The following is a 25,062-nucleotide window of genomic DNA, read 5'->3' on the forward strand; positions in this document are numbered from 1 at the left end:
TATCACCTAATCCATATATTTTTCAATTAGGGCATCATCAATTCTCTTAAGTTCTGATTTTGGAATTAATTTTAGTAATTCCCAACCAAGATTTAGAGTTTCTTCGATAGTTCTATTTGTATAATATCCTTGGTTTATATATCTTTCTTCAAATTGCTTAGCAAATTCAGCAAATGCAAGGTCTGCATCTGAAAGTGCTGAGTCACCTAAGATTTTTTGTAGCTCACGAGCATCAACCCCTGATGCATAAGCTGCATAGATTTGGTTCATAGTACCAGCATGGTCTTCACGAGTTTTACCCTTACCTATACCCTTATCTTTTAGACGTGATAAGGATGGAAGGATAGAAACTGGTGGTTGAACACCTTGGTTATATAATTCACGGTTAAGGATAATTTGTCCTTCTGTGATGTATCCTGTAAGGTCTGGGATTGGGTGAGTGATATCATCTTCTGGCATTGATAAAATAGGAATTTGTGTAATAGTTCCTGGTTTACCACGAAGTTTACCAGCTCTTTCATAGATTGTAGAAAGGTCTGTATATAGATATCCTGGGTAACCACGACGTCCTGGTACCTCTTTACGAGCAGCTGAAACTTCACGTAAGGCTTCTGCGTAGTTAGTCATGTCTGTCATGATTACTAGTACTTGCATGTCTTTTTCATATGCTAGGTATTCTGCACAAGTTAAGGCCATTTTTGGTGTAGATAGACGTTCGATAGCTGGATCATCTGCAAGGTTCATAAATAATACAGAACGATCTAAAGCTCCAGTTTTTCTAAAGTCATCTAAGAAGAATTGTGCTTCTTCAAAAGTAATACCAATAGCTGCAAATACTACCGCGAAACCTTCATCATCATTAAGTACACGTGCTTGACGGGCAATTTGTGCTGCTACTTGGTTGTGTGGCAGACCATTTCCTGAGAAAATAGGAAGCTTTTGTCCACGTACAAGAGTATTTAGTCCATCAATGGTAGAAATACCTGTTTGGATAAATTCTGATGGATAATCACGGCTTACAGGGTTTATAGCTGTACCGTTTACATCACGTTTTTCTTCTGGAATGATAGCTGGGCCATCATCGATTGGTTCACCAAGTCCGTTAAAGGCACGGCCAACCATATCTTCTGAAACGCCAAGTTCTAGTGGACGTCCTAAAAATCTTACAGAAGTAGATTCAAGGTTAATACCTGTTGATCCTTCGAAAAGTTGGACCATAGCACGGCCTTCTTCTATTTCTATAACACGACCACGGCGGCGTTCGCCAGTATGCATTTCTATATCTACAAGTTCATCGAAGCTTACACCTTCAACACCTTCAACAAGCATTAGAGGCCCAACAACTTCGGTTACTGTTTTATATTCTTTTAACATTATGCCTCCCTTGATAATTGACTAATTTCATTGTCAATTTCTGCTTTGATGTCTGTAAGTTTTCCTATATCATCTTCGCTTACAAATTTCGCTCTTGTAATTCTTTCGTGTACTGGTAGATTTTCTAGTTTTTCAAGCTCCACTCCATTTGATAAAGCTTCTAGGGATCTATCATAGTTATAAAGAATTAAATCAAGCATGATGTTTTGTTTTTTAAGTGAACAGAATGTATCTACATCATGGAAGGCGTTTTGTTGTAAGTAGTCTTCTCTGATTGATTTTGTAACATTTAGTTTTAATTTATCATCATCACTTAGGGCATCACGACCAACTAGTCTAACAACTTCTTGAAGTGATTGCTCTTGAGCTAGTAAGCTCATAGCACGTTTTCTCATAGTTGAGAATTCTTCGTTGATATTTTGGTCAATATATTGGTCCATCTTATCTTGGTATAAAGAATAAGATGATAACCAGTTAATAGCTGGGAAGTGACGTTGGTAAGATAGGTCATAATCTAGTCCCCAGAATACTTTTACTATACGTAAAGTAGCTTGGGTAACTGGCTCTGAAAGGTCCCCACCTGGAGGGCTTACAGCTCCAATAACTGTGAGTGATCCTACTTCATCTCTATTTCCTAAAACTTCAACTTTACCACTTCTTTCATAAAAGTCTGCGATTCTAGATGCAAGATATGCTGGGAAACCTTCATCCCCTGGCATTTCTTCTAGACGACCAGACATTTCACGAAGGGCCTCTGCCCAACGGCTTGTTGAGTCTGCCATCATCGCTACGTTATAGCCCATATCACGGAAGTATTCTCCAAGGGTAATACCTGTATAAATACTTGCCTCACGAGCTGCTACTGGCATGTTTGATGTGTTTGCAATAAGGATTGTTCTCTCCATTATTGATTCGCCTGTTCTAGGGTCTATTAGTTCTGGGAATTCGTTAAGTACATCGGTCATTTCGTTACCACGTTCCCCACAACCTACATAAACTACCATGTCTGCATCGGCAAATTTTGCAATTTGGTGTTGTACTACTGTTTTACCAGATCCAAATGGTCCAGGGATAGCAGATGTACCACCTTTTGCAACTGGGAAGAATGTATCAATAACTCTTTGACCTGTAATAAGTGGTTCATTAGGGTCAAGTTTTCTTCTTGATGGACGAGCCTGTCTTACTGGCCATTCTTGAATCATATTGATTTCTTTATAGCCATCTTCTGTTTCAATTACTGCTACAGTTTGATCTACAGTAAATTCGCCAGATTTTATATCTTTAATTCTTCCGCTAGTTCCGTATGGAACCATGATTTTATGTGTAAGTACATGTGTTTCTTCAACTGTACCTAGGACATCCCCAGCAACAACTTCATCGCCTTCATTTTTAGTTGGGACAAATTCCCATTTTGTTTCACGATTTAGTGGTGATGCTGTAACTCCTCTTTCTAAGAATGATCCTGCAAGGTCTTCAAGTTTTTCTAGAGGTCTTTGGATACCATCGTACATGTGACGAAGCATACCAGGTCCAAGTTCAACTGATAGAGGGTGTCCTGTAGAAACTACTGGGTCTCCAGGTCCTATTCCTGTTGTTTCTTCATAAACCTGAATACTTGCAACATCTCCTCTCATCTCAATTATTTCGCCGATGAGCTTATCTTTTGATACCTCAACCACGTCATAGATATTCGCATCAGATAATCCGCTAGCTTCTATCAATGGTCCTGATACTTTAGTAATTTTACCTTCTTTCAAATTAAGCTCCTTTAATTTAGAATATTGGCTCCAACAGCCTTTTCTACTGATTTGTTGATATCAGCAAGACCTATGCCCATTGATCCCTTATTTCCAGGGATTAAAATGATAGCTGGAGTCATTTGATCTCTATATTTATCAATTGTAGATGGGATTTCTTTAGCAAATTTTTCTGTTATAAATATTACACCAACATCTTCTTTGGCTAAATTATTTATAGTATCTGCTGCTTCTTCGCCATCTATAACTGTATATACTTCTACACCGAGTGCCTTAAAGGCAAGGATAGAATCCTTATCCCCGATTACTGCTACTCTATGCATAAGTCTCACGCAACCTTTCTAATGTAAATTCTTTTGGTAATGAATTTAGTTTTGATACTAGAATGATCCTTAAGTTTTTAATCTCTGCTTCTTTAGAAATGATATAATTCATTAAAACTTCAGGGCCATAGGTCATAGATTTCGCAAGTCTTGAGTAATCCATTTGGTGATCATCAATTGCTTTTTCAAGGTCTAGTAAGTTTTGGTCTAATGTTTTATCATCATCTAAAGACCTTACTAGATATTTATTGATATTTTCATTTGATAGTTTTACCACAAGATGGTTTATATCTGCTGGTGCAAGTTCTACTAATCTTTCAGGGTCAATATAACCACCATCGATTAGGGCATCTTTTAAATCAGTTGCCTCTGTACCTTGAGCTTTGATACGTAAAAGTGTTTTAATATTGATTAAATCAATTCTTTCTTTTGTATATTTTGTAAGCTCTTCTAGGTCTATTTCCTTAGCATCTTTTAAAAGTTTTTCATAATATGACTTATCAAGGCTAATATCTATATCTTTTGGATTGTTAGTATCCCTAAATTTTGCTAGGGCAGTTTTACCATAATCTACATAAATATCATTGTCATTTACTGATTTATTAAATGGCTGATAGCCTTCGATTTCTAGACCTTCTAAAAAGCCTAGTTCGATATTATCACTTGATAAGTGTCTTTTGATATAAGCTAGGTCTATATTTCCTATATCACTATATAAATTTGCATAAGACTCATTTTGAACAATTTCTCTTACTAATACTTTAAGGTTATGAAAATTATATCTTTCTCTAAAGTATTGGAGAATATTGTCATCTCCTGCTGTTTGTTCTATAAGTTCATAGGAATTTTTTAGCTCTTGATCTAATATTTTTTCATATTCTTCTGGACGTCCTAGCTCTTGAATGGACTCTCTATAAGAAGAATCGTTTAAAGCACCTAGGACTTCACCTACTGAATCATAATCATTTAATCTTTCTAGGTCATTTCTAGTAAGGAGGTTATTTTCGCGTATTCTAGTTGAGATAGATCCACCTATATAGTTATCTCTATTCATAAACCCTCCTTAGTTAAATATTTCATCTGAAATTTGTTTTCTTATATCATCAATATTGTATTTTATTATTGAAGAAAATCTGTTATCATATTCGATTTTGCCAGATTTTACAACAAAACCATCTTCAACTGTTTCATCTGAGACTTTTAGTCCGCCAAAATCTGCATTTTTTAAAGCATCTTTATGGCCATCTGATAAGATAAGTTCTCCATTTGAAATACCAGATTTTTTCAAGGTGCTATCTATAAAAGTTTTATAGGAGTTGCTATCTAGATTTTTTAAGTTTTCTAAAAGTGCATCTACTATTTCATCGATTACCTTATTTTTTGCTGCTATTTCTATATCACGAGATTCACGGTTTGCTGAAACTTCTTCGTTTTTTATGATGGTTTCTGCTTCTTTTTGGGCTGAAGCTAAAATCTCAGCTGCTTTTTTATCTGCTTCGCTTTTTTTTGCATTTACTATTTCATATGCTTTTGCGTTTGCATCATCTAATATATTTTGACTTTCAGTTTTTCCTTCACTAATAATTGATTCTAATATTACTTCAAGATTATTCATAATCTTTTCCTAATATTAAGCGTTTAGTACTAGTAGTAGAGAGATTACAAAGCCTAAGATTGCGTATAACTCAACCATTACTGAGTAAACAACACCTTTAACGAATTCATCTTCGTTTTTAGCAAGAATGTTTACACCGGCAATAGCTACTCTAGCTTGTCTTTGTGCTGATGCATATCCAACAACTGCTACTGGGATAGCTGCCATTAGTAGGTAAAGTCCTTTTTCAAATGTGATTGCATCTCCACCAATGATTTGTTGGTAAATAAAGAATCCAATTACGAATCCGTAAAGACCTTGAGTACCTGGTAAAAGTTGTAGTACAAGTGCTTTACCAAATTTGTCTGGTTCATCTACTGTTAGTGCTGCTGTTGCCTCACCTGCCATACCTACACCTTTTGCTGATCCAATTCCACCAAATAATGTTGCAATCGCTGCTGCTAGTACTGCAAAAATTGTTCCACCGTTTTCAATAAAAAATTCACTCATTATTTTTCTCCTTTTCTAATGATATTTACAAAGTTTGTGTCTTCAACCATCTCACGGAACTTAATTCCGCCACCTTCATAGAACTTGTTAAACATTTCTACATAAATTAATCTAAGTGAGTGTACATAAGCTGACAAGTATGAAAGGAACATGTTAAATAGTTGGAACACTATAAATACTATAATTCCTCCAATAAGTCCGCCTATACCACTGCCTGCCATCATTTCTACAATTAAGTTTACAGAATAGGCTACGAATCCACCAGATAAAACTAGGGCCATAAGTCTTAAGAATGATACAAAGTCCCCAATCCATGAGGTGATTCCATAAAGTTCATAGGTACCGCTTGCAATTCTAGCTCCCCATGATTTCATAGCACGTCCTGCAAATAAAACGATGATTGCCATTCCTGCAATCATAACCCATTTTGCGATTGGGCTACCTGTAAGTGCTAGAGCAATTGCTCCACCTACTGCCATATACCAACTTATTACATCAAAGAATAAACCATCTGGGTGGCCATCTCTAATAGCCATGAATCCTTTTACTCCTAGGGCAAAGAATAAACTTATTGCCCCTATAACTATACTTAAAGTTATAAGCTGATTTATATCTTGGGTTGTATCAACCCAACCAAACGGTACATCTATTATTCCGCCAAATACGGATCCGAATATGAATCCAAATACACATGCTGAAATGGATATTCTAAGGAATAGCTTTAAAGTTTGTTCTGTTTCTTTTGGGAAATCTTTTAGTTTTAATGCAAGAAGTATTGCAATAACTCCAAGAAGTCCATAACCTAAGTCACCAATCATAAATCCGGTAAAGATTGTATAAAAAGGTGCTACGATTGCTGTTGGATCTAGCTCGCTGTATTTTGGTAAAGCATAGGTTGCAACAACATTTTCGTATGGTTCTATTAATTTATTATTTTTTAGAATTATTGGTACATTAGGATCATCTTTCTCTGCTGGTTTTACATCTAAGATGTATTTATCTGCTAAAAGTTGATCTAAGTCTTTTTTAAATTCTGCACTTTTATCACTAGGAACATAGCCTTCAATGATATTCATTTGACGAGTTTTTAGGAAGTTCTCACTTGAAGCTTCTTTTTTTCTGCAGTTGGTAACATAAGATTGATAAATGTAAAGGTCTGGCAAGTATTTTTTAAAGTCAGTTATTTGCTTATCTACTGCCTCAATTTCAGCATTTAATTCATCTTTTTGGCCACTTAAATCGGTTAAGTATGTATTAACTTCATTATCTGCAGCAATTTTTACTCTAGTAAAGCCAAATTCTCTTAAAATTTCAGAAAATTTTTCTGCTTCTTTGTTAGTTGAAATAGCAACTACATAATAATTGCCATCTTTTTCACTTATTTTATAAACCAAGGTACCATCTAAGTTTCTTTCTACAAGAGCATTTTGCAAATCTTCATAAAATTTGCCTGATATTGTTCCTGTCTCTAAGAAAAACCTGTCTGATTTATAAAGCTTATCTACATTAACATTTATATCTTGCCATGGAGATAAATCATTATACCTTTGGTTTAGGCTATCCCTACTTTGTACTAGTTTTTCACGTTTGGTAACCAACCCTCTTAATTTCTCATAAATCAAATCAAAAGTGAAGTTTGATCCACGTTTATTGACCTCATCTAAGGATAAGTCACTTACTTTATCATAAACTTCATCTGGTAAATCTTTTGTATAATCTCTTATTACATCAATTGCATAGTTTACCTTATTAAGTGATTCATCGATTTCAGCTAGTCTTTTTGTTTCACGGACTTCAGTTAAGTAATCATCATTTGGTTGTTTTACCAAATCGTTAAAATGTACGTAGTTAAAACCTTGCAAAGTGTCTAACAGAGTTGCTCTATCAGAGTCAAAGCTTAGCAAGTTAAACTTATCCATTTTAACTATTGCCATCTCTTACAATCCTTTCTGTCAAAGTATCGATAATAACTTTAACATTTTTGTTATCGGTGTTTAAAATATTACTTGAAGCCTCGCGTGCTTTTTGCAAGATAGGTTCTTTCTCGCTTAAAGCCTTGCGATTTGCTTCATCAATGAGACCGTTTGCTTTAGTATTTGCATCAGAGATTATTCTCTTATACTCACTGTCAGCTTCATCTTTGGCTTGTCTAATGATTTCTTGTGATTTTGCTTTTGCATCACTGACTTCATTAGAAGCAGCCTGTTCAGCCTCTTTGATTTTTAATAAAATATCATCTGCCATTTTTCACCCCCTAATTAACATTACCTCAATTATACCACAAATTTTCGTGTAAAAATAGGGCTAATTAATTATTTATCAATATTTTTTTTGAATTTTTTGTGGTAAGTGTCAGCTTATTTATGTGTATAACACACATATGTTTTTAATACCCAATATAATTAACACTTAAAATAATACTAAAAATTATTTATATAAAATTTAAGCAGGCCCAAATTTTCTATTATTTAGGCCCACTTTTTTTACTCACTATTTAATTTTTTGGATTATTCTTGATCTTGTTTCAAAGTCATCTGTACTTCCAGAGATTGAGTTATTTTCTTTGGCAAGTTTTGACATTTGATCTAGGATGTCACTTACTTTTTGTACATCACCTGTTTTATTTGATAGCTCATCAATACCTTGAGCTTTATAATCTTTTAAGCCTTGGGCAAATTCATGGTAACCTGCTTCGTATTTATCGCTACCTGCTTTTAGTTTACCTGTTGATTCGTTTAATTGGTTTAAGCCTGTGTTTAATTGCCTTAAGGCATCTGCTAATGGGTTAATAGCTGTTTGATTTATATTACTTAGTTGATTTAAAGACTTAGATTTATTTTTAAATTCTTCTAAGCCATTTGAAAGTTTTTGTGATCCATTAGCTAATTGAGCTGAGTTTTGGTCAAGTTCATTTATAGCACCTGATAATTTTTCGACACCTGCTGTATTTTGGATGGTTCCTTCTTTTAATTTACTTGATCCTGCTTTTATTTGGCTAGTAGCATCATCTAGCATGGCAATGGATTCTTGTAATTTTATTAGGTTTGATTCTGAAAAACCTTTACTAATTTTTTCTACACCTGCTGAAAGACTTGTTGATGCATCTACTAATTGATCTTGGGAATCAGAAAGTTTTGTAGAAATTTCTTTTGAACCTGCATTTGCTTTTTTAATACCAGCTGTAAGCCCTGTCGATGCTTGGCTTAGTTCAGATAAACCTGCTTGTACTCCAGCGCTAACTTGAGCACTTGCTTTTAAATTTTCAGCTTCTGCATATAGACTATTTCTAATTGCTGCAAGATTTTCGATTTGTCCACTTAAAGATCCATCTTCATTATTTGCTTCTAGATTTGCAATTACTGCATCAATAGAGTTTGCTTGGGCATAAATATTTTCTAAACTTCCTTGGACATTTATACCATTCGCTGTTTGGCTAAGGCTTGCTATACTTTCATTCATAGTAGCTGATGCATCTGAAAGTTCAGATAAGCCACCATTAAGTTCATTAACACCACTTGCAAGTGGGCTAAGACCTTTTCCTAAATCATCTAAGCCTTTTTGTAATTGGCCTAAAGAATCTGTAAGTGAGCTTGCTTTTTCATCTCCTTTTTGAGAATTCATAGCAGTTTTTTCTTTTAATTCACTAGTTGCTTTATTAAGTTTTGCTAGACCATTATCAAGTTCTGTTGCTCCAGCTTGTAGGCTTTTAGCTCCTTCATTTAGGGTTGGCATATTTTGATTTACTTGATTAACTCCTGCTGTGTATTTATTGATACCAGCATTTAAGTTATTTGATCCATCACTTAATTGATTTACAGCATTGGTCATTACTGAAACTTTGCCTGGAAGATCAGAAAATGCGGCTGAAAGTTTTTCAAAGTTTGCTAGAATTTGGGCTGAACCATCTGATAATTTTCCAGCACCAGCACTCAATTGATTGATACCATCATTTATTTGATGACTTCCATTTGCTAGCTCATCTGAAGCATCCACTAGTTTTGCCATATTATTTTCTAGTTTATCAATGCCGTCATTTAGATCATCTAGAGAAGCTAAATTAGCATCTTCTTGGAAAAACTCGTTAGATATTAGAGTATAAATTTCAGTTGGTTTATAGTCTGTAACATCCATTTCTACTTCTAATTTTTCTTTAAACTTATCTAGCTTATCTTCTTCTAGTATGTCAGAGAAATTTTCTCTAAGTCCTGGAGTAAGTAGACCTGTTACGATTTGATTTTTACCATCTTTTACAATTTTTCCATCACTTGTTGTGATATTTGCTACCTTATCTCCATCAAAGACCATAGCAGTAACTACTGCATATGGAGAATAGACATTTGTTTCTTTGCCATCAATTTTTGCTGTCTCAGACTTTTTATTTGTAGCTTCTGCCACAATTTTTAAATGGCCAGATTTTCCTTCAAGTTCACTTGCATTTACTTTTTTGCCATCTAGAAAATAAATTATTTTTACATCTACTGGCAGTTCTCCATTTGCTTTTCCTTGGTAGTAGATATCTTTATCTTCTGCATCCCAAGTAATATATCCATCATTTGCTTGGATTTTTTCATCTGTTTCTAGGTTTTTGATATCTTTAAGGTTTGATTTATCTTTTATTTTTATATTTTCATCTGAACTTAGCCAAACTGATGCAGTCTCATCTGTTATCTTGCCATTTTCTTGAGTTACATATATGGTTTCATTTTTCTTTACAGGTTCTGTAGCCGCATATGATACGTTGCTAGCAAGTACTGAGCCTACAGTTACTGCTGCAAGAACTTTTACAAATTTTTTATTCATATTTCCCTCCTAGTTTAATCCTTTTGTTGTTTTCTTTATGAATGGGAATGTTACACTAATTATTGCAGGTAGGAAAAGAATAATTACTAACATAGAAATTATTGCTCCTCTTGCTAAAAATATACATATAGTAGATACTATCTCCATTTTTGAATACATACCTACACCAATAGTTGCTGCAAAAAATGCAAGGGCTGATGTAACAATTGATTTTGCTGTCTCTTTTGTTGCTATTTTTAAAGCCTTGTTTTTATCCTTGTTTTTCTTGTATTCGAATAAAAACCTATCTGTCATTAGGATAGAGTAGTCGATAGTAGATCCTAGTTGAACTACACCGATTATTATTGATGTGATAAATGGTATGGTTTGGCCCATATAAAATGGAAGCCCCATATTTATAAGTATAGCTAGCTCTATTGCCGCAATTAATACAATTGGTAGGGCAAAAGATTTAAATACTATTGCTATAATTATAAATACCACCCCAATGGATGCAATATTTACCATTTTAAAGTCACGGTCAGATATTTCTGTTAGGTCATCAGTAAGAACTGCTTCTCCTGTCAAATATCCATCTGGATCGTGGTCTTTTATAATTTTATTTATCTGATTTATTTGATTTTTCACTTCTGGTGATGCTGTTTGATACTTAGAATTTAGCATCAGCATTTGGTAGCCATTTTTTACAAAGTTATCTTTTAGTTTATCTGGCAATACACTAGATGGTAGGGTAAGACCTGTAGCAGAATTGACACTAAGGACATTATTTACTCCATCCACATCTTCTAATTCTCCTACCATGCCATTTATAGATTGCTTGCTCAAATCATCTTTTACTACTATAAAATGAGTAGACGCCATGTCATAATCTTTTTTCATTTTGTTTAGGGCAACTATAGAGTCAAGATCTTGAGGTAGTGACCTATCTAGGTTGTAGTAAAGGTCTGTATGGGTTGACCCATAAATTGCTGGTATGAAAAGAGCTAAAAATACAATAAATAAAGTTTTTTTGTATTTTAAAGTAAAGTTTGAAGTCTTCTCGAAGGATGGCAGTAAAACCTTGTGGTTAAATCTATTGACCCATTTTTCTGTAAGCAAGATCATTGGAGGTAGAACAACCACTGTTGATACTAATCCTAAAAGCACACCCTTACTCATTACAAGACCTATATCTTTACCAAGACCTAGTCTCATTAAAAGTAAAACTAAAAATCCTGCAAAGGTAGTAAGTGATGAAGCAAAGATAGATGCTACTGTAGATTCAATAGCCTTAGCCATAGCTTCATTTTTGTTTTCATTTTTTTGTTTCTTTTCTACATATCTATGATATAAGAAAATAGAATAGTCTGTTGTAACAGCTAATTGAAGTACTGCCGCAATAGCCTTGGTAATATAAGAAATCTCTCCTAAAAAGATATTTGTACCAAAGTTATACAAAATTGCATAGCCAATGTTTAGCATAAATAAAAATGGTATGATTGTAGACTCATTGGTAAAACTTAAAACTATTAGGGCAAGAACTACCGCCAGTGCTACATATATAGGTGTTTCATGGTCTATTAAGTCCTTGGTATCTTTTACCAAGGAAGAAATACCTGATAAAAATTTTTCTTTAGATTCGATTGCCTTTATCTGATCTATTGCCTCCATAGTCTTAAAAGAAGATGAAGACTCACTAAATTTAACCATCAAGAGAGTAGAATCTTCTGCATAAAATGCATCTCTTATCCCATCTGGTAAAAATTCATTTGGTACTGTATCTCCCACAATAGAAGATTTTGAAATAACATCTTCTACCCCATCAATTTCTAGAATCTGCTTTTTTAACTGGTCTGCATCATGGTCATCACCCTTTAAAATCAACATGCCAGTTGCAGCATTTTTAAAATCCTTATCTAGAATTTCTTGGCCCTGGGTAGACTCAAGGTCAGCTGGTAAGTAGGAGAGAATATCATAATTTACACCAGTATTTTCATAGCCAATCCAAGAAGGTATAAGTAATAAGGTCATTATAATTAAGACTAATTTTGGATGGTATGAAATAAATCTTGATATTTTTTTCATTTTATTTCTCCTGTCTATTAAATATTTTTTTTATAACAGCAAATAAAACAGGTTTCATTTCATTTATAGATAGAGTGGAATCCTCCATCAGGGCGCTCTTACAAGTAGACATCATGATATCAAAAGTCATAGCAAGGATATAAAGTTGTTGGGACTGGCTATAAGATTTAGAAAATAAATTTTCGTACTTATTTAAAATAAATTGTAGGGTCGAATCAGCCTCAGTCAGTCTTTCATCATGCTCTATTTTTGTATATAAGGCCCAAGTGATATTGCTACTTAAAAGCTCAAGCTCAAAAGGATTAGCAATTAGATAATCAATTATGTAATCCACAAATGAGATATATCTTTCAACAGGGTCTTTACCCTTACAATTTTCTTCTGCTTTTATAATAATATCCATGGCCTTATTTAAAACAATTTTTTCTTCTAGGTCATTTTTATCCGTGTAATAAAGATAAAAAGTTCCTAGACCATATCCTGCCTCCGCCATTATCTCTCTTACAGAAGCCTTGTCTGGCCCTTTTTCCTTAAAAACTTTTAGAGCAGCCTCCATGATATCTGCTTTTTTTCCACCGATAGATTTAGTGGTCACATCTAACCCCCTTTTTAATAATGAACGTTGTTCATTTGTTGTTACAAAATATATTTTACGCTTAAATGAACATTGTTCAACTATTGGTTTAAATATTTTTATTATAATTTTATTTTAAAAATTTTTGGTGAATAAGTATATTCCTTCTACGTTTGATAAGTAATCTAAAAGGTATCTTTGAAATTTCTGGTAAGTTTCTCTTTTATAAGAACTAATGTTTTTAGAAACTAATTGAAAGCAGTATTTATTAGGTATTTTTATATCCAAGTCAATAATTATTACTTTATCTATACCCCATGACTTAATTACGCTTAGAGGAGCTATCGTCCAACTTCCATCTACATCTTCTAAATATTTAAATAATAAGTTTCCTGTGTTAACATTTATATAGGGATTCACTTTTATATTCCAATGATTTGAAAACCATAAATCAAATTGTGGAGACCACTTTAAATATATATTTTTAGATCTTTCAAATTCTAAATAAGAGCGAGCTTTCTCTTCATCTTCTTTTCTTTTAGATGTTACTAAATACATGGGTTCACTAAATAATGGTTTAGATATTATCTCCTTTGAAGGATATCTAGAGTAAGTAAATGCCATATCTAATTTTTTAGTTTCCATCAAGTTAAAAAGTTGATTTGAATGATGAGTAAAAATATTTAATCTTATATTTTTATTCTCCACTAAATCTTTATAGAATGAATAAAATATATGAGAATTGACAATATCTATCCCTCCTATAGTTAAATGATCAAAATGATTTGTTACTTGTATTGACTTTATTCTATCGAATATATAGATATATTGATTAGCTAATATTAAAAATTCTTCTCCTTGCTTAGTAATATTTATATTTCTAATACCTTTCTCTCTTTCAAATAACTTAATATTAAACTCATTCTCAATATTTTTTATTCTTTGGCTTACAGTAGATTGCGATACAAATAAAGTTTTAGAAGCATCTGTTATATTTTTTTCATTTGCAACAGTTAAGAACGTTACTACCTCATCGTAATTCATATAGTCTCCTTAATATCGGTTTTTTCGATATTATAATTTTAAAAGAATCATTTTTCAACAGACTTATTATATGTTATATTTTTGTTATCAAATTAACGGAGGTATATATGATTAAGAAAACGATTTACAACGACTATGAAAGATTGAGCTTAGAAAAAATTGATGAGCTTAAAAATTTAGAATCAGCTCATATTGATGACGTATTAGGTAGAAATAGAGCCATAAGCTCTGAATTTAAACCAGTTAACAATAAAAGACTTGCCGGAAATGCTTTTACCGTGAAAACTTCAGCTGGTGATAATTTATATATTTATGCTGCATTTGATTATGTCAAAGAAGGAGATATCTTAGTTGTTGATGCAGAAGGATACAAGAATCGTGCTGTTATGGGCGAAATCTTAATGAGATTTTGTATAGCTAAAAAGCTTGGTGGTGTTATAGTTAATGGAAGTATAAGGGATTATGAAGCACTAAAATCTCTAGACATTCCAATTTATGCTACTGGGGTTAACCCAAATGGACCATACAAAAATGGACCAGGAGCCTTAAATGTACCAGTAACTTTAGGAAGTATCGCTATAAATCCTGGAGATATTTTAATTGGAGATGGTGATGGTGTGGTAGTAGTAAAACCAGAAGAATTGGATAAAGCTGTTAAAGAAACATACATATTAATTGAAAAAGAAAAAGATATTATCGCAAATTTTGAAAACGGAATATTGCCTGACACATCATTTGCGCACGAAAAAATAAATGAATAGGAGGCTTTATGGAATTAGAATTAGATATGCTACAAACACTCTCAGTAGCTGTAATAGTTTACTTACTAGGAGTATTCATAAGAAACAAAATTAGTCTTTTTAGAAAATATTTTATACCAGCTCCAGTTATCGGAGGTATTATTTTTAGTGTATTATCATTAATTTTTACTAAATATCTAAATTTTACAATATCCCTAGATACAACTCTTCAAGATTTTTTCATGAATATATTCTTTACTACAGTAGGTTTTACTGTTTCTGTTAAGATTTTAAAACAAAGTGGTAAGCAAGGTTTAGTCCTTGGGATTATTGCAGTAATTCTTTTAGTGTTTCAAAATCTAATTGGTGTTGGTCTTACAAAAGTCTTTAATATCCATCCACAACTAGGTGTAGCAATGGGATCTACTGCTATGAGTGGTGGTGTAGGATCGGCTGTAGCATTTGGTCCAACCTTTGAGGCAAATGGAGCTTTAAATGCAACTACTATTGGTACTGCAGCTGCAACATTTGGCTTATTGATGGGATCATTAGTTGGGGGACCTGTTGCGAAAAGATTAATTGATAAATACCAATTAAAAAGTGCCTATACTAATAAAGAAATTAAGAATGATGATGTAAATAAAGAAATTGTAACTGATAATGTAAAAATCTTTAATTCAGCGATATCTATCTTAATAGCTGCTGGTATTGGAACAGTTGTCGGTAAAATTTTAAATATGACTGGAGTAACTTTTCCTTACTATGTAGGTTGCTTATTTGGTGGAGCTATAGTCAGAAATCTATCAGATATAAATTTATTTGAAATAAGGATGAAAGAAATAGATATGATAGGGAGTGTATCATTGAACCTATTCTTATCATTGGCTCTAATGTCATTAGATTTGCAAGCTTTAGTAAGCTTAGCTTTACCAATGATAGTAATCTTACTATCTCAAACTATTTTTATGATGCTATATGCTTCATTTGTAACATTTAAAGCTATGGGAAAAGATTATGAAGCTGCTGTTATGGTCGCTGGTCATTGTGGAGTTGGTTTAGGACAAACTCCTAATGCAATTGCAAATATGTCAGCAATAATTAATCAAAATGGTCCAGCACCTAATGCTTGGTTCGTTTTGCCAGTTATTACAGTTGTTTTAATCAATCTTGCGAATCCACTCATTATAACATTTTTTATAAATATGTTCTCATAAAAAAATCCACCTTTTTGGTGGATTTTTTTATCTATAAGTCATCTTCTATAATAGATGATTTGGAATATGCGGTAACTTTTGCTTCGAAAAAGTCTGTTTTTACTTGGTTAGGGTCAGCGTATTCTTCTACCCATTTCATAGAATCTGGTACTTCTGTATAGCCTTCGTAAAGATTTCCAAATCCTAGACCCTTAGCCCTTAGATTACCTAGGTATTTTATATAATCTTCTATCATTTTTCCATTTAGTCCTGCTATATTATCACCAATAGCGTATTTTCCCCAGGCAATCTCTTGTTCTACACCTTCTTTTAGCATAGCTGTGTAGTATTTGATGTGCTCTTCAGTAAATAAGTCTGGTCTTTCTTTTTTAAGATCATTTATAAGAGACCTAAATAACCATAGGTGGGTATTTTCGTCACGGTTGATGTATCTAATTTCTTGGACTGTTCCTGGCATTTTTCCGTTACGGCCTAGATTGTAGAAGAAAGAAAATCCTGAGTAAAAATAAATACCTTCTAGGATATAATTTGCTACTAGGGCTTTCATAAAGTTAAATTCATCATCTTCTTCTAAGAAATCATTGTATTGCTCACCTATGTATTCATTTCTACGTAGCAAATGGTCATCATCCTTCCACATGTAAAGAATGTTTGTTCGCTCCTCTGGTGAACAAATTGTATCTAGGATATATGAATAAGATTGGGAGTGGATGGATTCTTGGTAGGTTTGGATTGATAGGCAAAGGTTGATTTCATTTGCTGTAACATAGGTTTGCAAATTTGGGAGATTTGCAGTTTGGATTGAGTCAAGATATGTTAAAAATGAAATAATCCTATCAAAGGCAAACTTTTCGTGTTCATCAAGATTTCTATAGTCTTTGATGTCTTGGTTTAAATTTATCTCTTCTGGTATCCAAAAGTTATTCATAGCTTGGCGGTACCAATCGCTAGTCCATGTATATTTTAAGTTGTTAAAGTCGTTTAGATTTGTAGTATTTCCTTGGATGATTTTTCTTTTAGCGAGGTCTAGGTCACCCTCTTCATTGAAAATACCACGTTTTTCAACTTCTCTTTTTTTGCTATCTTCCATTTGTCTGCTCCTTGTATTTTATATTAAAGAGTACCTAATAATAGATTTATTTTATTTTTGCTCTTATACCTGTACTATACAAGTCTATTAAAAAAAGACTATTATTAATTACTTTAAATTAAAGGAAATGAAGAGAAGTCCGATAGGAACAATTATCAATATTTGAATAAATATTATAAATTTATTAGCTTTCTTTATGATATTTATTAGTTGTGTAGCTATTTTAAAATTCTTAAGGCTGGTTTTAGTAATTTTGCTTTACTTGTATTCACTTTTCTTATATTCAAACAAAGATAAAAAAATGGTCATATCAAGCTTTCATATGACCATTAATGTAGGAACTCTAAAATTTTTAATTTATCCTATTTATTTTTCTAAATGCCTATCGTAAACTTCTTTAAATCTCTTTAGGGCATCTTCTATTACCTTAGTAGGAGCTGCCAAATTCCATCTTTCAAAGCATTCCCCCTCTTCTCCAAAAATATATCCTTCATCTAAAAAAATTTTAGCTTCTTTTTTGTTCATTTGTTCCAATTGTTTATGGGTAAATCCTAATTTTGAAAAGTCCATCCACATTAAATAGGTTGATTCAAGATCAAAGACCTCAATTTTAGGGTAGTTTTCATTCATAAAATCTTTAATAAGTTCATAGTTCTTATAAATGATTTCTATACATTTATCTAGCCATTCCCTACCTTCATTATAGGCTATTTCAGTAGCCTTGTATCCTAGGATATTACATTTAGGGTTTGATGTGGTTGTTCTTATATGCCCATAAAACCTATCTCTTAAGTCTTTATTTGCTATTATCACACTTGAAGTTTGTAAGCCTGCAATATTAAAACTCTTACTTGCTGATGTAAGTATGACTGATTTATCCTCATATTCCTTGCCAATAGTTGCATAAGAAACGTGGGTATGGCCTGGCATTATTAGATCATTGTGGATCTCATCGGAGATAACTAAAACATTATATTTATTACAAATATCTCCTAGTTTTTTTAACTCTTCTTTGCTCCAAATCCTACCTGATGGATTGTGAGGGCTGCATAAGATAAACATAGTATTGTTCTCATCTTTACATTTATTTTCAAAATCTTCAAAGTCTATCTCATACCTATTGTTATTTAGTTTTAACCTAGATCCTACAATTTTCCTATCGTTATTTTCTATGGCTTCATACATAGGATAGTAAACAGGTGTTAGCAAAATTACACCATCACCTTTTTGGGTGTAGCAGTTAACAGCTGAGAAAAAGGCATCTACTACTCCATGGGAAGGAAGTATCCATTCTTCTTCAATTTCCCAATTATGGACATCTTTTTGCCAATTTATTACAGCTTCTTTAAACTTCGGGCTTGGGTTAGAATATCCTAGGGCTGTATTTTGTACAAAATCACATATGCCATCCTTTATCTGTGGGGCTAATTCAAATTCCATGTCGGCTACAGAGAAGGGAACTATATCATTATCTCTTCCATATAAGCTTTCTACTTCATTCCATTTGCCAGAACCAAGTCCATATCTAGGGCTTATAGTTTCAAAATCATATTTTGTCATATCGTCTCTATCCTTTCTTAATTTTCTATTGCTCCAGTATAGTTAACCAACAAGTCATCTTCTAAGATAACATTTTTGCCATAAGTCTTTACAAATATTACGACAAATAATACTAAAAGACCAATAAATAAGGCTACATATAGTGGCAAGTTTAACAATAAGGAAGAAGATAGTAATATTAAGATGCTTATACCAGCTACCGAAATTATTTTAGCTCCCTTTGCTGTAATCTTCATTGTGGATTTGTTGAGTATTTCTGGCCTATCACTTGCAAGTTTATATAAGGCTAAGCAAACTAATATCTTTGATAACAGAGAGTTGGCTGTTACAAATTTAGTTATAAATGAAATATCATATCCTATTAGTAAAGGTATGATTCCTATTAGGTAAAAAAATGTTAATAGCTTGTATGGTACACCGTTTTTAGAAACTTTTCCTAAAGACTTTGGTAGTAATCCATCATCACAAGCTACTAAAAGTGGCTTGGTTACCCATGAAAATGATGAATTGATTGTAGATGCTGTTGACCCTAGGGCTGCTCCTATTACAAATATATAAAAGGCTGCCCTTGGCATTGTCTTTTCAGCAACTAATGTAAGTGGTTTATCTGCCACTACTTCTATAGGTAGGTTTCCAGCAGCCACCATAGATATTAAAACATAAAACACTCCTACACCTAGGGTAGATAGGATGATCGCCTTTGGTATATCCTTACCTGGATTTTTTACTTCACCTCCATATTCTGCTAGACATTGGGCTCCTGCTGTAGCTGATGATAAAAGAGCTAAGGTTGATATGAATGCAAAGCTACCATTCTTAAATAGATTACCTGGATCAAATACATACGAAAAGTCTGTTTTTGGCAAACCAAATGCTACAAACATAGCAAGTCCACCTATGAGGATGAGCGTTATAACCTTATTAAAGTTAGCAGCAGTTTTGGTACCAACCAGATTTGTTAGAAAAAATATAGTTAGTGTAACTATAGCTATTATATGTTGATCCCATCCTGAAACTAAACTTACAAAGTAAGATGCAAAGCTTAGCGCCCATTGAGCAAACGATATATTCATAGTTATATGTAACAATAAGTATATCATTCCTGGAACTTTACCTAATAGCCTGCTGGTATATCTATAAGGTCCACCTGTTGCTGGTACTGCTGATCCAAGGACTGTTGAAGGGAATATGCTAATAGTTGTTAGAATCGGAGATAGTAAGAAAGCAAGCACAACTCCTGTACCAGTCATCCCTATAGCAACTCCCGTTGTCGACATAATTCCCGCTCCTATAATTTGGCCTATTGCAATGGCCATTAGGTCCCAGAAGCCCAGATTCCTAATTAATTTGCTTTCCTGTCTCATTTTAAATTCTCCCTTAGTTACTCAATAATTTCGACACACTCTTTTTCCGTATCGATGAGAACTTTATCACCTGATTTTATCTTTTGGTAAAATTCACTATCCACATCTGTTATTAGAGGTATTTCCATAACAATAGCTGCAGAAACTAGAACTGTACTAGCATGCTCAATTATTAGTCCTTTTGGCATATTTCCGTGTTTATTCATCTGATATAGGCTATCCATTTGAACTACAGAACTTCCCTTATCACTTGGAAAAACTAATATCTTATCAGCTATACTTTCTCCCTCTAGATTGTGGCCCGCTTCAAACAAAACCCCACTTTCAGGCTTGACTATATAAAAATTAATAGGATCTTTTGAAATTAAAACTTCTCCTTTTGCCCTACCTTCTGAGATTGGAAAAGCTTTGTATTTTAAATTGCTCATCTTATTTCTCCTGATAATACAGCTTCTATACACTCTGGGATGCTTCTAACCTTAAACTCTAAATCTCTTCTTGTAGTATAATAAGCACACTTTGGTGATTCAGTAACACCACTACCACCTTTTAGATGGCCCCAGATAGGTTGGTCAACACATGAATTTATAATAATATGTCCACCTGCATCCTCAATTTTCTTTAATAGACCCATCCTATCAGCTAAGTCTTTTGTAGTTGATGACGTAAATAAATACAATTCACCTACCAGCTTTCTACCATCAACCATATTAGCAATTTCCTTAACAGTGTTGATAGTTAGGTGAGGGCAACCTAAAATAGCAAAATCTACTTTTCCGGTTCTTCTTGAAATTTGATTATAGGCTTTTTCCATATCTTCGTTGGTTATCTCTATTACATGTTTAGGATTACCGTCTACAAAAGCATCTTTCATCGTATTAGCTTCAGGAGTAACTCCTAAAATCTGAAACATAGGCACTACTCCATGGATGTTTAACTGTGTACCTATATCCATCAAGGCCTCATCAGATGCTGTAGCCTTATCTATGCCTGAAAATACTGGCATATTATACTCAGGTCCCATCTTAATTGATGTGTAATATCCTAATAGCTCATAATCAAATTGAGTCTTTATATCTGCCTTAACATCTATTAGAATATCTCCCTTTCTATTTTCATCTAAAAGCATGCCATACTCTGGTGTGTATCCTGTGATAGCTGAGCACATGGCTGATTGAGCCGCTTCTCTATTTGTCCTAGCTCCTATTACTGAGTTAACATATACAGAACCCCCCGATGCAGAAAAGGAACAAATCTCTCCAAATCTTGGAACGTTTTGCTCGAAAAATGGTGTACAATCAAAAGTTAATATAGCTCCCAATTTTCTATAAGTATCTATAGTTCTTACAATGACATCCTTATCATGTCCGTCTATATCGGTGATTTTACTGAAATACTCATAATCATAGGCTGGATTTACTGTAGGTGCTACTCTACAATGTGCTCCTGCCTTATATAGTTGTTCTACAAACCACAAGTCTCCTTCTTGGTTGGATAATGATATATGGGCCTTGGAAACTTCAACCATCCTTTTGGCACCAAAGGCTTTTCCTATTCCCATAAGTATTTTGAGAGCCTTAGAAGCCCCCTCTCCAAACTTGCCATCATACATTTCTTTTTGATCTTTAGTTAGAATCATATATGATAATCCCCCTATTTTTTATTTAATAACTACATCATATCATGTTACTAGTTATTATCAAAATTTTTTTAATAATATTTTATATATATAAATTTACATATCTTTTTTTTGTAAAAGTTAGATTTACATTATTGTGATAAAGTGCTAGTGTGATAGGTCGTAATATAAGCTGCTTAGCTAGATTTTATAAAAGATCTTAAATATAACGATATCTATGAATAAAATAGGAACACAGACCTTTAGAGAGCTAAACCACAGTTTCATTTAAGGCCTATCTTTTAATAAAAAATTCCTAAACTATGAGTATCTGATAAAAACTTATATAAATATTTGGGGTAGAACTCAAAATAGGGACTTTATGGGCCATATATTATTTATTTAGATCTAAAACTAAGTTATCAATAAAATATTAATATAGTACTAAGATTTGGATTAAGAAAAATTAGCTTATTAAAAAATCCCCTACAATCTCTAATTAAAGATTGTAGGGGATTAGTTTTGCTTATTCGTTTTTATCTATGAATCCTAATACTAAACTTACTATAGGCATCCATATATAGCTTCTAATATTCCATTCTTTCAAGTAAATGTAGTCAAGTCCTACACAAAGGATAAAGGATGCCATTAATAATATTATTGAAATCTTACCTATTTTTTTTAGATAAATCTACTTCTCTCATAATTAGCTCGCACAAGAATCGCAATCTTCTACTTCAAGGCTTTTGCCTCTTACGTAGTAAATACTTTTTACTCCTGCTTCCCATGCTTTGATATATACATTTAGTATTTGACGCATGGTGTATTCGTTAGTGATATAAATATTTATTGATTGGGCTTGGTCTATATGTCTTTGTCTTACTCCTGCCATTTCCATTGAGATATTTTGGTCAATATCGTGGGCATTTTCATATAGCCAGAATGTTTTTGTAGTTAGACCTGGGGCTACTCTTGGTACTATGGCTCCTTTTTTCTCTTCTAGGAAGTATCTGCTCATGATTGGGTCAACTCCTGCAGATGTTCCTGAGATAATTGATGTAGACCCTGTTGGTGCAATTGCCATTAGGTAACCATTTCTTAGGCCATTTTCAGCAACTTGATCTTTTAATTCTTCCCAACGCTCACTGTTATAATCTCTTAGGTCAAAATATTCACCTGTTTGCCAGTCAGATCCTTCAAACTCGTCATAAGAGCCTTTTTCTTTAGCAATTTCCATTGATTCTAGGATTGCATAATAGTTTATATCTTCATAAACCTTGTCTACAAATTCTGCATGGGCTTCTCGGTTGGACCATTTGATATCATTTTTAACTAGCATATGGTGGTAGCCACTTGTTCCAAGACCGATGGCACGGTATTTTTTGTTGGTTACTTCTGCATATGGGGTTGGGTAGTAGTTTAAATCTATTACATTATCTAGGGCTCTTACCACTGTTCTAACAGTTTCTTCTAAATCTTTTTGATCTGTTACATCAAACCTACCTAAAGTTAAACTTGCTAGGTTACATTCTACAAAGTCACCTGGTTTTGTTTTATTTACTATGATTGTATCGCCATTTTCATCTACTATTTCTGTAGAAATTGTTTCTGATGCACTCATATTTTGGGCAATTTCTGTACATAAGTTTGATGAATAAATCATACCCTTGTGTTTATTTGGGTTATATTTATTTACTGCATCTCTATTAAATACAAATGGTGTTCCTGTTTCTGTCCAAGATTTGATTAATAGACGCACCATTTCTTTTACAGGCATAGTTCTTCTTGAGATATTTTTATCTTCGATAAGTTTTAGGTAAAATTCTTTCCACTCATCACCATAGGTATCTTCTAGAGCCTTACCGTATTTTTTCTCAACCTCGTGTGGGTCAAACATATACCAAGTTGCATTGATATCATCACGGCTTAGCTCCCAGAAATAGTCAGGGAAACAAACACCAGGGAATATATCGTGGGCTTTCATCCTATCATCACCGTTGTTTGTTTTTAGTCCTAAAAATTCTGGCATATCTTTGTGCCAAATATCTAGGTAACAAGCAACTGCCCCTTGGCGTACTCCTAATTGGTCAACTGCAACTGCAGTATCGTTGGCAAGTCTTATCCAACGGATAACTCCACCAGCAACTCCTTCAAAGCCACGGATATCAGATCCATTTGCACGAACTTTTCCAAAATATAAACCCATGCCGCCGCCGTGTTTAGAAACTTCAGCGAAGTTTGTGATTGAACGATAGATTCCTTTTAAAGTATCTGGAACTGTATCTATAAAGCAAGATGAAAGTTGGTTAAATGGCTTTCTGGCATTGGTCATAGTTGGTGTAGCCATAGTTGCTTTAAGACTTGATAAGATATCATAAAGTCTTTTTGCAAAGGCTACCCTATCTTTTTCTGGGATTGCGAGATGCATGGCAATACCCATAAACATTTCTTGAACACTTTCTATAATATCACCTGTAAAGGTGCGGATTAGATAGCGTTTTTTAACAAGATCTAGGCCAGAATAGGTAAATAAATCATCACGGTCTTTTTTTAGATAAGCTTCTAGCTCATCAATGTCATCTGATGAATAGTTTTCTTTGATATACTCACCGTAAAGGCCAGCATTAGTTAGATAATCAATCTTTGATTTGAAATCTACTATATCAAATCTTTCTTCATTTCTTTTTATTTCAAGGTCAATCTCATGCATCAAAAATCTGGCTGCAATAATTTCCCAGTCTGGAGTTTCCTTGCTGGTTAGCTCACTTGCTGCACGAGTTAGGGCGCTTAATAGTTCTTCATCGCTCATATTTGCCTTGGTAAATGACTCGAATTTAAAATATAGAGAATCTATTGGATACCTTTGGTTATCAAATTCGTTTTGTACTTTGGTAAGTATATCAAGGATTTCTTTATCTGTTATATACTCTTCAAAATCACTCATCACCTTGCGGTCCATATTGTGTTTGGCACGGTAAAGGATAAAGGATTTTACTTCCCTATAATAGTTTTCATCTATAAGAGTAAGCTCTACCAAGTCTTGGACTTCTTCTACACTTACTGTGTGATCTTTAGGATATTTTTCCTTTATAGTAGCTACAATCTTATCACCCATTTGCGATAATTTTTCATCAGAAACTAAACTATCAACAGAAGCAAAAGATTTTGCTATAGCTCTTTCAATTTTTTCTTTTTCAAATGGAACACGCGTTCCATCTCTTTTAATAATATCCATAAAGTACCACTTTCTAATTTTATCTATTTTTCTAAATTACATTATAGGAGCCATAGCACTATATATAGTACTATGACTTCCAATACTTTTGATATTATACCATATATAGTATTCTTTTAAAAGAAATGACAAAACAAAAACAAAGCCTACATTATGCAGGTTTGCACAACATAGGCTAAGGTTTTATATATATTTATCTAT

At 33.4% G+C, this 25,062-nt stretch carries 20 protein-coding genes; 2 read left to right on the plus strand and 18 right to left on the minus strand.

The window, feature by feature from the left end; all coding sequences use genetic code 11:
• Positions 1–6: 6 nt before the first annotated feature.
• From AB9Q04_RS02725 to AB9Q04_RS02780, 12 genes are all read right to left on the minus strand, one after another.
• Positions 7–1,374 carry a V-type ATP synthase subunit B gene (locus AB9Q04_RS02725; protein ID WP_410023847.1) on the minus strand — a complete coding sequence of 456 codons (1,368 nt, stop codon included), beginning with the start codon at positions 1,372–1,374 and terminating at the stop codon, positions 7–9.
• Entirely contained in the window at positions 1,374–3,131 is a 1,758-nt protein-coding gene (locus AB9Q04_RS02730) for a V-type ATP synthase subunit A (RefSeq protein ID WP_410023848.1), read from the minus strand. The genes AB9Q04_RS02725 and AB9Q04_RS02730 overlap by 1 nt, the downstream gene beginning before the upstream one ends.
• A gap of 11 nt (positions 3,132–3,142) precedes the next feature.
• Positions 3,143–3,454, minus strand: a complete 312-nt coding sequence (locus AB9Q04_RS02735) for a V-type ATP synthase subunit F (RefSeq protein ID WP_410023849.1) — start codon at positions 3,452–3,454, stop codon at positions 3,143–3,145.
• The gene (locus tag AB9Q04_RS02740) at positions 3,447–4,508 is read right to left on the minus strand and encodes a V-type ATPase subunit (RefSeq protein WP_410023850.1); all 1,062 of its coding nucleotides are present in this window, start codon (positions 4,506–4,508) and stop codon (positions 3,447–3,449) included. Before AB9Q04_RS02740 ends, AB9Q04_RS02735 begins: the two co-directional genes overlap by 8 nt.
• A 9-nt stretch (positions 4,509–4,517) precedes the next feature.
• Positions 4,518–5,069, minus strand: a complete 552-nt coding sequence (locus tag AB9Q04_RS02745; RefSeq protein ID WP_410023851.1) for a V-type ATP synthase subunit E — start codon at positions 5,067–5,069, stop codon at positions 4,518–4,520.
• Between the two features lie 15 nt (positions 5,070–5,084).
• A complete protein-coding gene (locus AB9Q04_RS02750; RefSeq protein WP_410023852.1) occupies positions 5,085–5,558 on the minus strand; it encodes a V-type ATP synthase subunit K in 474 nt (157 codons plus the stop codon).
• Positions 5,558–7,492, minus strand: a complete 1,935-nt coding sequence (locus AB9Q04_RS02755; protein ID WP_410023853.1) for a V-type ATP synthase subunit I — start codon at positions 7,490–7,492, stop codon at positions 5,558–5,560. Before AB9Q04_RS02755 ends, AB9Q04_RS02750 begins: the two co-directional genes overlap by 1 nt.
• Positions 7,479–7,802 carry an ATPase V gene (locus AB9Q04_RS02760; protein WP_410023854.1) on the minus strand — a complete coding sequence of 108 codons (324 nt, stop codon included), beginning with the start codon at positions 7,800–7,802 and terminating at the stop codon, positions 7,479–7,481. The genes AB9Q04_RS02755 and AB9Q04_RS02760 overlap by 14 nt, the downstream gene beginning before the upstream one ends.
• Positions 7,803–8,048: 246 nt before the next feature.
• Positions 8,049–10,358 (minus strand): hypothetical protein, encoded by a 2,310-nt coding sequence (locus tag AB9Q04_RS02765; RefSeq protein ID WP_410023855.1) that lies wholly within the window; start codon positions 10,356–10,358, stop codon positions 8,049–8,051.
• Positions 10,359–10,367: 9 nt separating this feature from the next.
• Entirely contained in the window at positions 10,368–12,422 is a 2,055-nt protein-coding gene (locus AB9Q04_RS02770) for an efflux RND transporter permease subunit (RefSeq protein ID WP_410023856.1), read from the minus strand.
• A 1-nt stretch (position 12,423) separates the two neighbouring features.
• A complete protein-coding gene (locus AB9Q04_RS02775) occupies positions 12,424–12,978 on the minus strand; it encodes a TetR/AcrR family transcriptional regulator (protein WP_410023924.1) in 555 nt (184 codons plus the stop codon).
• A gap of 153 nt (positions 12,979–13,131) precedes the next feature.
• Positions 13,132–14,040 carry a LysR family transcriptional regulator gene (locus AB9Q04_RS02780; protein ID WP_410023857.1) on the minus strand — a complete coding sequence of 303 codons (909 nt, stop codon included), beginning with the start codon at positions 14,038–14,040 and terminating at the stop codon, positions 13,132–13,134.
• A gap of 107 nt (positions 14,041–14,147) precedes the next feature.
• Here AB9Q04_RS02780 and AB9Q04_RS02785 point away from each other — a divergent pair, with 107 nt between their 5' ends.
• A complete protein-coding gene (locus tag AB9Q04_RS02785) occupies positions 14,148–14,801 on the plus strand; it encodes an RraA family protein (protein ID WP_410023858.1) in 654 nt (217 codons plus the stop codon).
• A gap of 8 nt (positions 14,802–14,809) precedes the next feature.
• A complete protein-coding gene (gltS, locus tag AB9Q04_RS02790; RefSeq protein WP_410023859.1) occupies positions 14,810–15,994 on the plus strand; it encodes a sodium/glutamate symporter in 1,185 nt (394 codons plus the stop codon).
• Positions 15,995–16,025: 31 nt separating this feature from the next.
• Here the strand turns inward: gltS and AB9Q04_RS02795 are convergent, their stop codons facing one another.
• The 6 genes from AB9Q04_RS02795 to AB9Q04_RS02820 form a co-directional block, all read right to left on the minus strand.
• Positions 16,026–17,084, minus strand: coding sequence for a ribonucleotide-diphosphate reductase subunit beta (locus AB9Q04_RS02795; RefSeq protein ID WP_410023860.1), 1,059 nt, complete (start codon positions 17,082–17,084; stop codon positions 16,026–16,028).
• A 366-nt stretch (positions 17,085–17,450) separates the two neighbouring features.
• Positions 17,451–18,644, minus strand: a complete 1,194-nt coding sequence (locus AB9Q04_RS02800; RefSeq protein ID WP_410023861.1) for a MalY/PatB family protein — start codon at positions 18,642–18,644, stop codon at positions 17,451–17,453.
• 17 nt (positions 18,645–18,661) lie between these two features.
• On the minus strand, positions 18,662–20,008 hold the full coding sequence (locus AB9Q04_RS02805) for an APC family permease (protein WP_410023862.1): 1,347 nt from the start codon (positions 20,006–20,008) through the stop codon (positions 18,662–18,664).
• A 17-nt stretch (positions 20,009–20,025) separates the two neighbouring features.
• Positions 20,026–20,436 carry an aconitase X swivel domain-containing protein gene (locus AB9Q04_RS02810; RefSeq protein ID WP_410023863.1) on the minus strand — a complete coding sequence of 137 codons (411 nt, stop codon included), beginning with the start codon at positions 20,434–20,436 and terminating at the stop codon, positions 20,026–20,028.
• Positions 20,433–21,647, minus strand: coding sequence for an aconitase X catalytic domain-containing protein (locus AB9Q04_RS02815; protein ID WP_410023864.1), 1,215 nt, complete (start codon positions 21,645–21,647; stop codon positions 20,433–20,435). The genes AB9Q04_RS02810 and AB9Q04_RS02815 overlap by 4 nt, the downstream gene beginning before the upstream one ends.
• 685 nt (positions 21,648–22,332) lie before the next feature.
• Positions 22,333–24,861 carry a ribonucleoside-diphosphate reductase subunit alpha gene (locus AB9Q04_RS02820; RefSeq protein ID WP_410023865.1) on the minus strand — a complete coding sequence of 843 codons (2,529 nt, stop codon included), beginning with the start codon at positions 24,859–24,861 and terminating at the stop codon, positions 22,333–22,335.
• Positions 24,862–25,062 lie beyond the last annotated feature (201 nt).

The organism is Anaerococcus groningensis (assembly GCF_046365465.1).
In the GTDB taxonomy this organism is placed as follows: Bacteria; Bacillota; Clostridia; order Tissierellales; family Peptoniphilaceae; genus Anaerococcus; species Anaerococcus groningensis.

What these genes read in the sequence shown, in the direction of transcription:
- AB9Q04_RS02760 (WP_410023854.1), bottom strand. Translation starts at nt 7,802, where the DNA reads ATGGCAGATGATATTTTATTAAAAATCAAAGAGGCTGAACAGGCTGCT.
- gltS (WP_410023859.1), top strand. Translation starts at nt 14,810, where the DNA reads ATGGAATTAGAATTAGATATGCTACAAACACTCTCAGTAGCTGTAATA.
- AB9Q04_RS02750 (WP_410023852.1), bottom strand. Translation starts at nt 5,558, where the DNA reads ATGAGTGAATTTTTTATTGAAAACGGTGGAACAATTTTTGCAGTACTA.
- AB9Q04_RS02755 (WP_410023853.1), bottom strand. Translation starts at nt 7,492, where the DNA reads ATGGCAATAGTTAAAATGGATAAGTTTAACTTGCTAAGCTTTGACTCT.
- AB9Q04_RS02815 (WP_410023864.1), bottom strand. Translation starts at nt 21,647, where the DNA reads ATGATTCTAACTAAAGATCAAAAAGAAATGTATGATGGCAAGTTTGGA.
- AB9Q04_RS02765 (WP_410023855.1), bottom strand. Translation starts at nt 10,358, where the DNA reads ATGAATAAAAAATTTGTAAAAGTTCTTGCAGCAGTAACTGTAGGCTCA.
- AB9Q04_RS02780 (WP_410023857.1), bottom strand. Translation starts at nt 14,040, where the DNA reads ATGAATTACGATGAGGTAGTAACGTTCTTAACTGTTGCAAATGAAAAA.
- AB9Q04_RS02795 (WP_410023860.1), bottom strand. Translation starts at nt 17,084, where the DNA reads ATGGAAGATAGCAAAAAAAGAGAAGTTGAAAAACGTGGTATTTTCAAT.
- AB9Q04_RS02800 (WP_410023861.1), bottom strand. Translation starts at nt 18,644, where the DNA reads ATGACAAAATATGATTTTGAAACTATAAGCCCTAGATATGGACTTGGT.
- AB9Q04_RS02785 (WP_410023858.1), top strand. Translation starts at nt 14,148, where the DNA reads ATGATTAAGAAAACGATTTACAACGACTATGAAAGATTGAGCTTAGAA.
- AB9Q04_RS02735 (WP_410023849.1), bottom strand. Translation starts at nt 3,454, where the DNA reads ATGCATAGAGTAGCAGTAATCGGGGATAAGGATTCTATCCTTGCCTTT.
- AB9Q04_RS02820 (WP_410023865.1), bottom strand. Translation starts at nt 24,861, where the DNA reads ATGGATATTATTAAAAGAGATGGAACGCGTGTTCCATTTGAAAAAGAA.
- AB9Q04_RS02725 (WP_410023847.1), bottom strand. Translation starts at nt 1,374, where the DNA reads ATGTTAAAAGAATATAAAACAGTAACCGAAGTTGTTGGGCCTCTAATG.
- AB9Q04_RS02740 (WP_410023850.1), bottom strand. Translation starts at nt 4,508, where the DNA reads ATGAATAGAGATAACTATATAGGTGGATCTATCTCAACTAGAATACGC.
- AB9Q04_RS02745 (WP_410023851.1), bottom strand. Translation starts at nt 5,069, where the DNA reads ATGAATAATCTTGAAGTAATATTAGAATCAATTATTAGTGAAGGAAAA.
- AB9Q04_RS02805 (WP_410023862.1), bottom strand. Translation starts at nt 20,008, where the DNA reads ATGAGACAGGAAAGCAAATTAATTAGGAATCTGGGCTTCTGGGACCTA.
- AB9Q04_RS02770 (WP_410023856.1), bottom strand. Translation starts at nt 12,422, where the DNA reads ATGAAAAAAATATCAAGATTTATTTCATACCATCCAAAATTAGTCTTA.
- AB9Q04_RS02775 (WP_410023924.1), bottom strand. Translation starts at nt 12,978, where the DNA reads ATGGAGGCTGCTCTAAAAGTTTTTAAGGAAAAAGGGCCAGACAAGGCT.
- AB9Q04_RS02810 (WP_410023863.1), bottom strand. Translation starts at nt 20,436, where the DNA reads ATGAGCAATTTAAAATACAAAGCTTTTCCAATCTCAGAAGGTAGGGCA.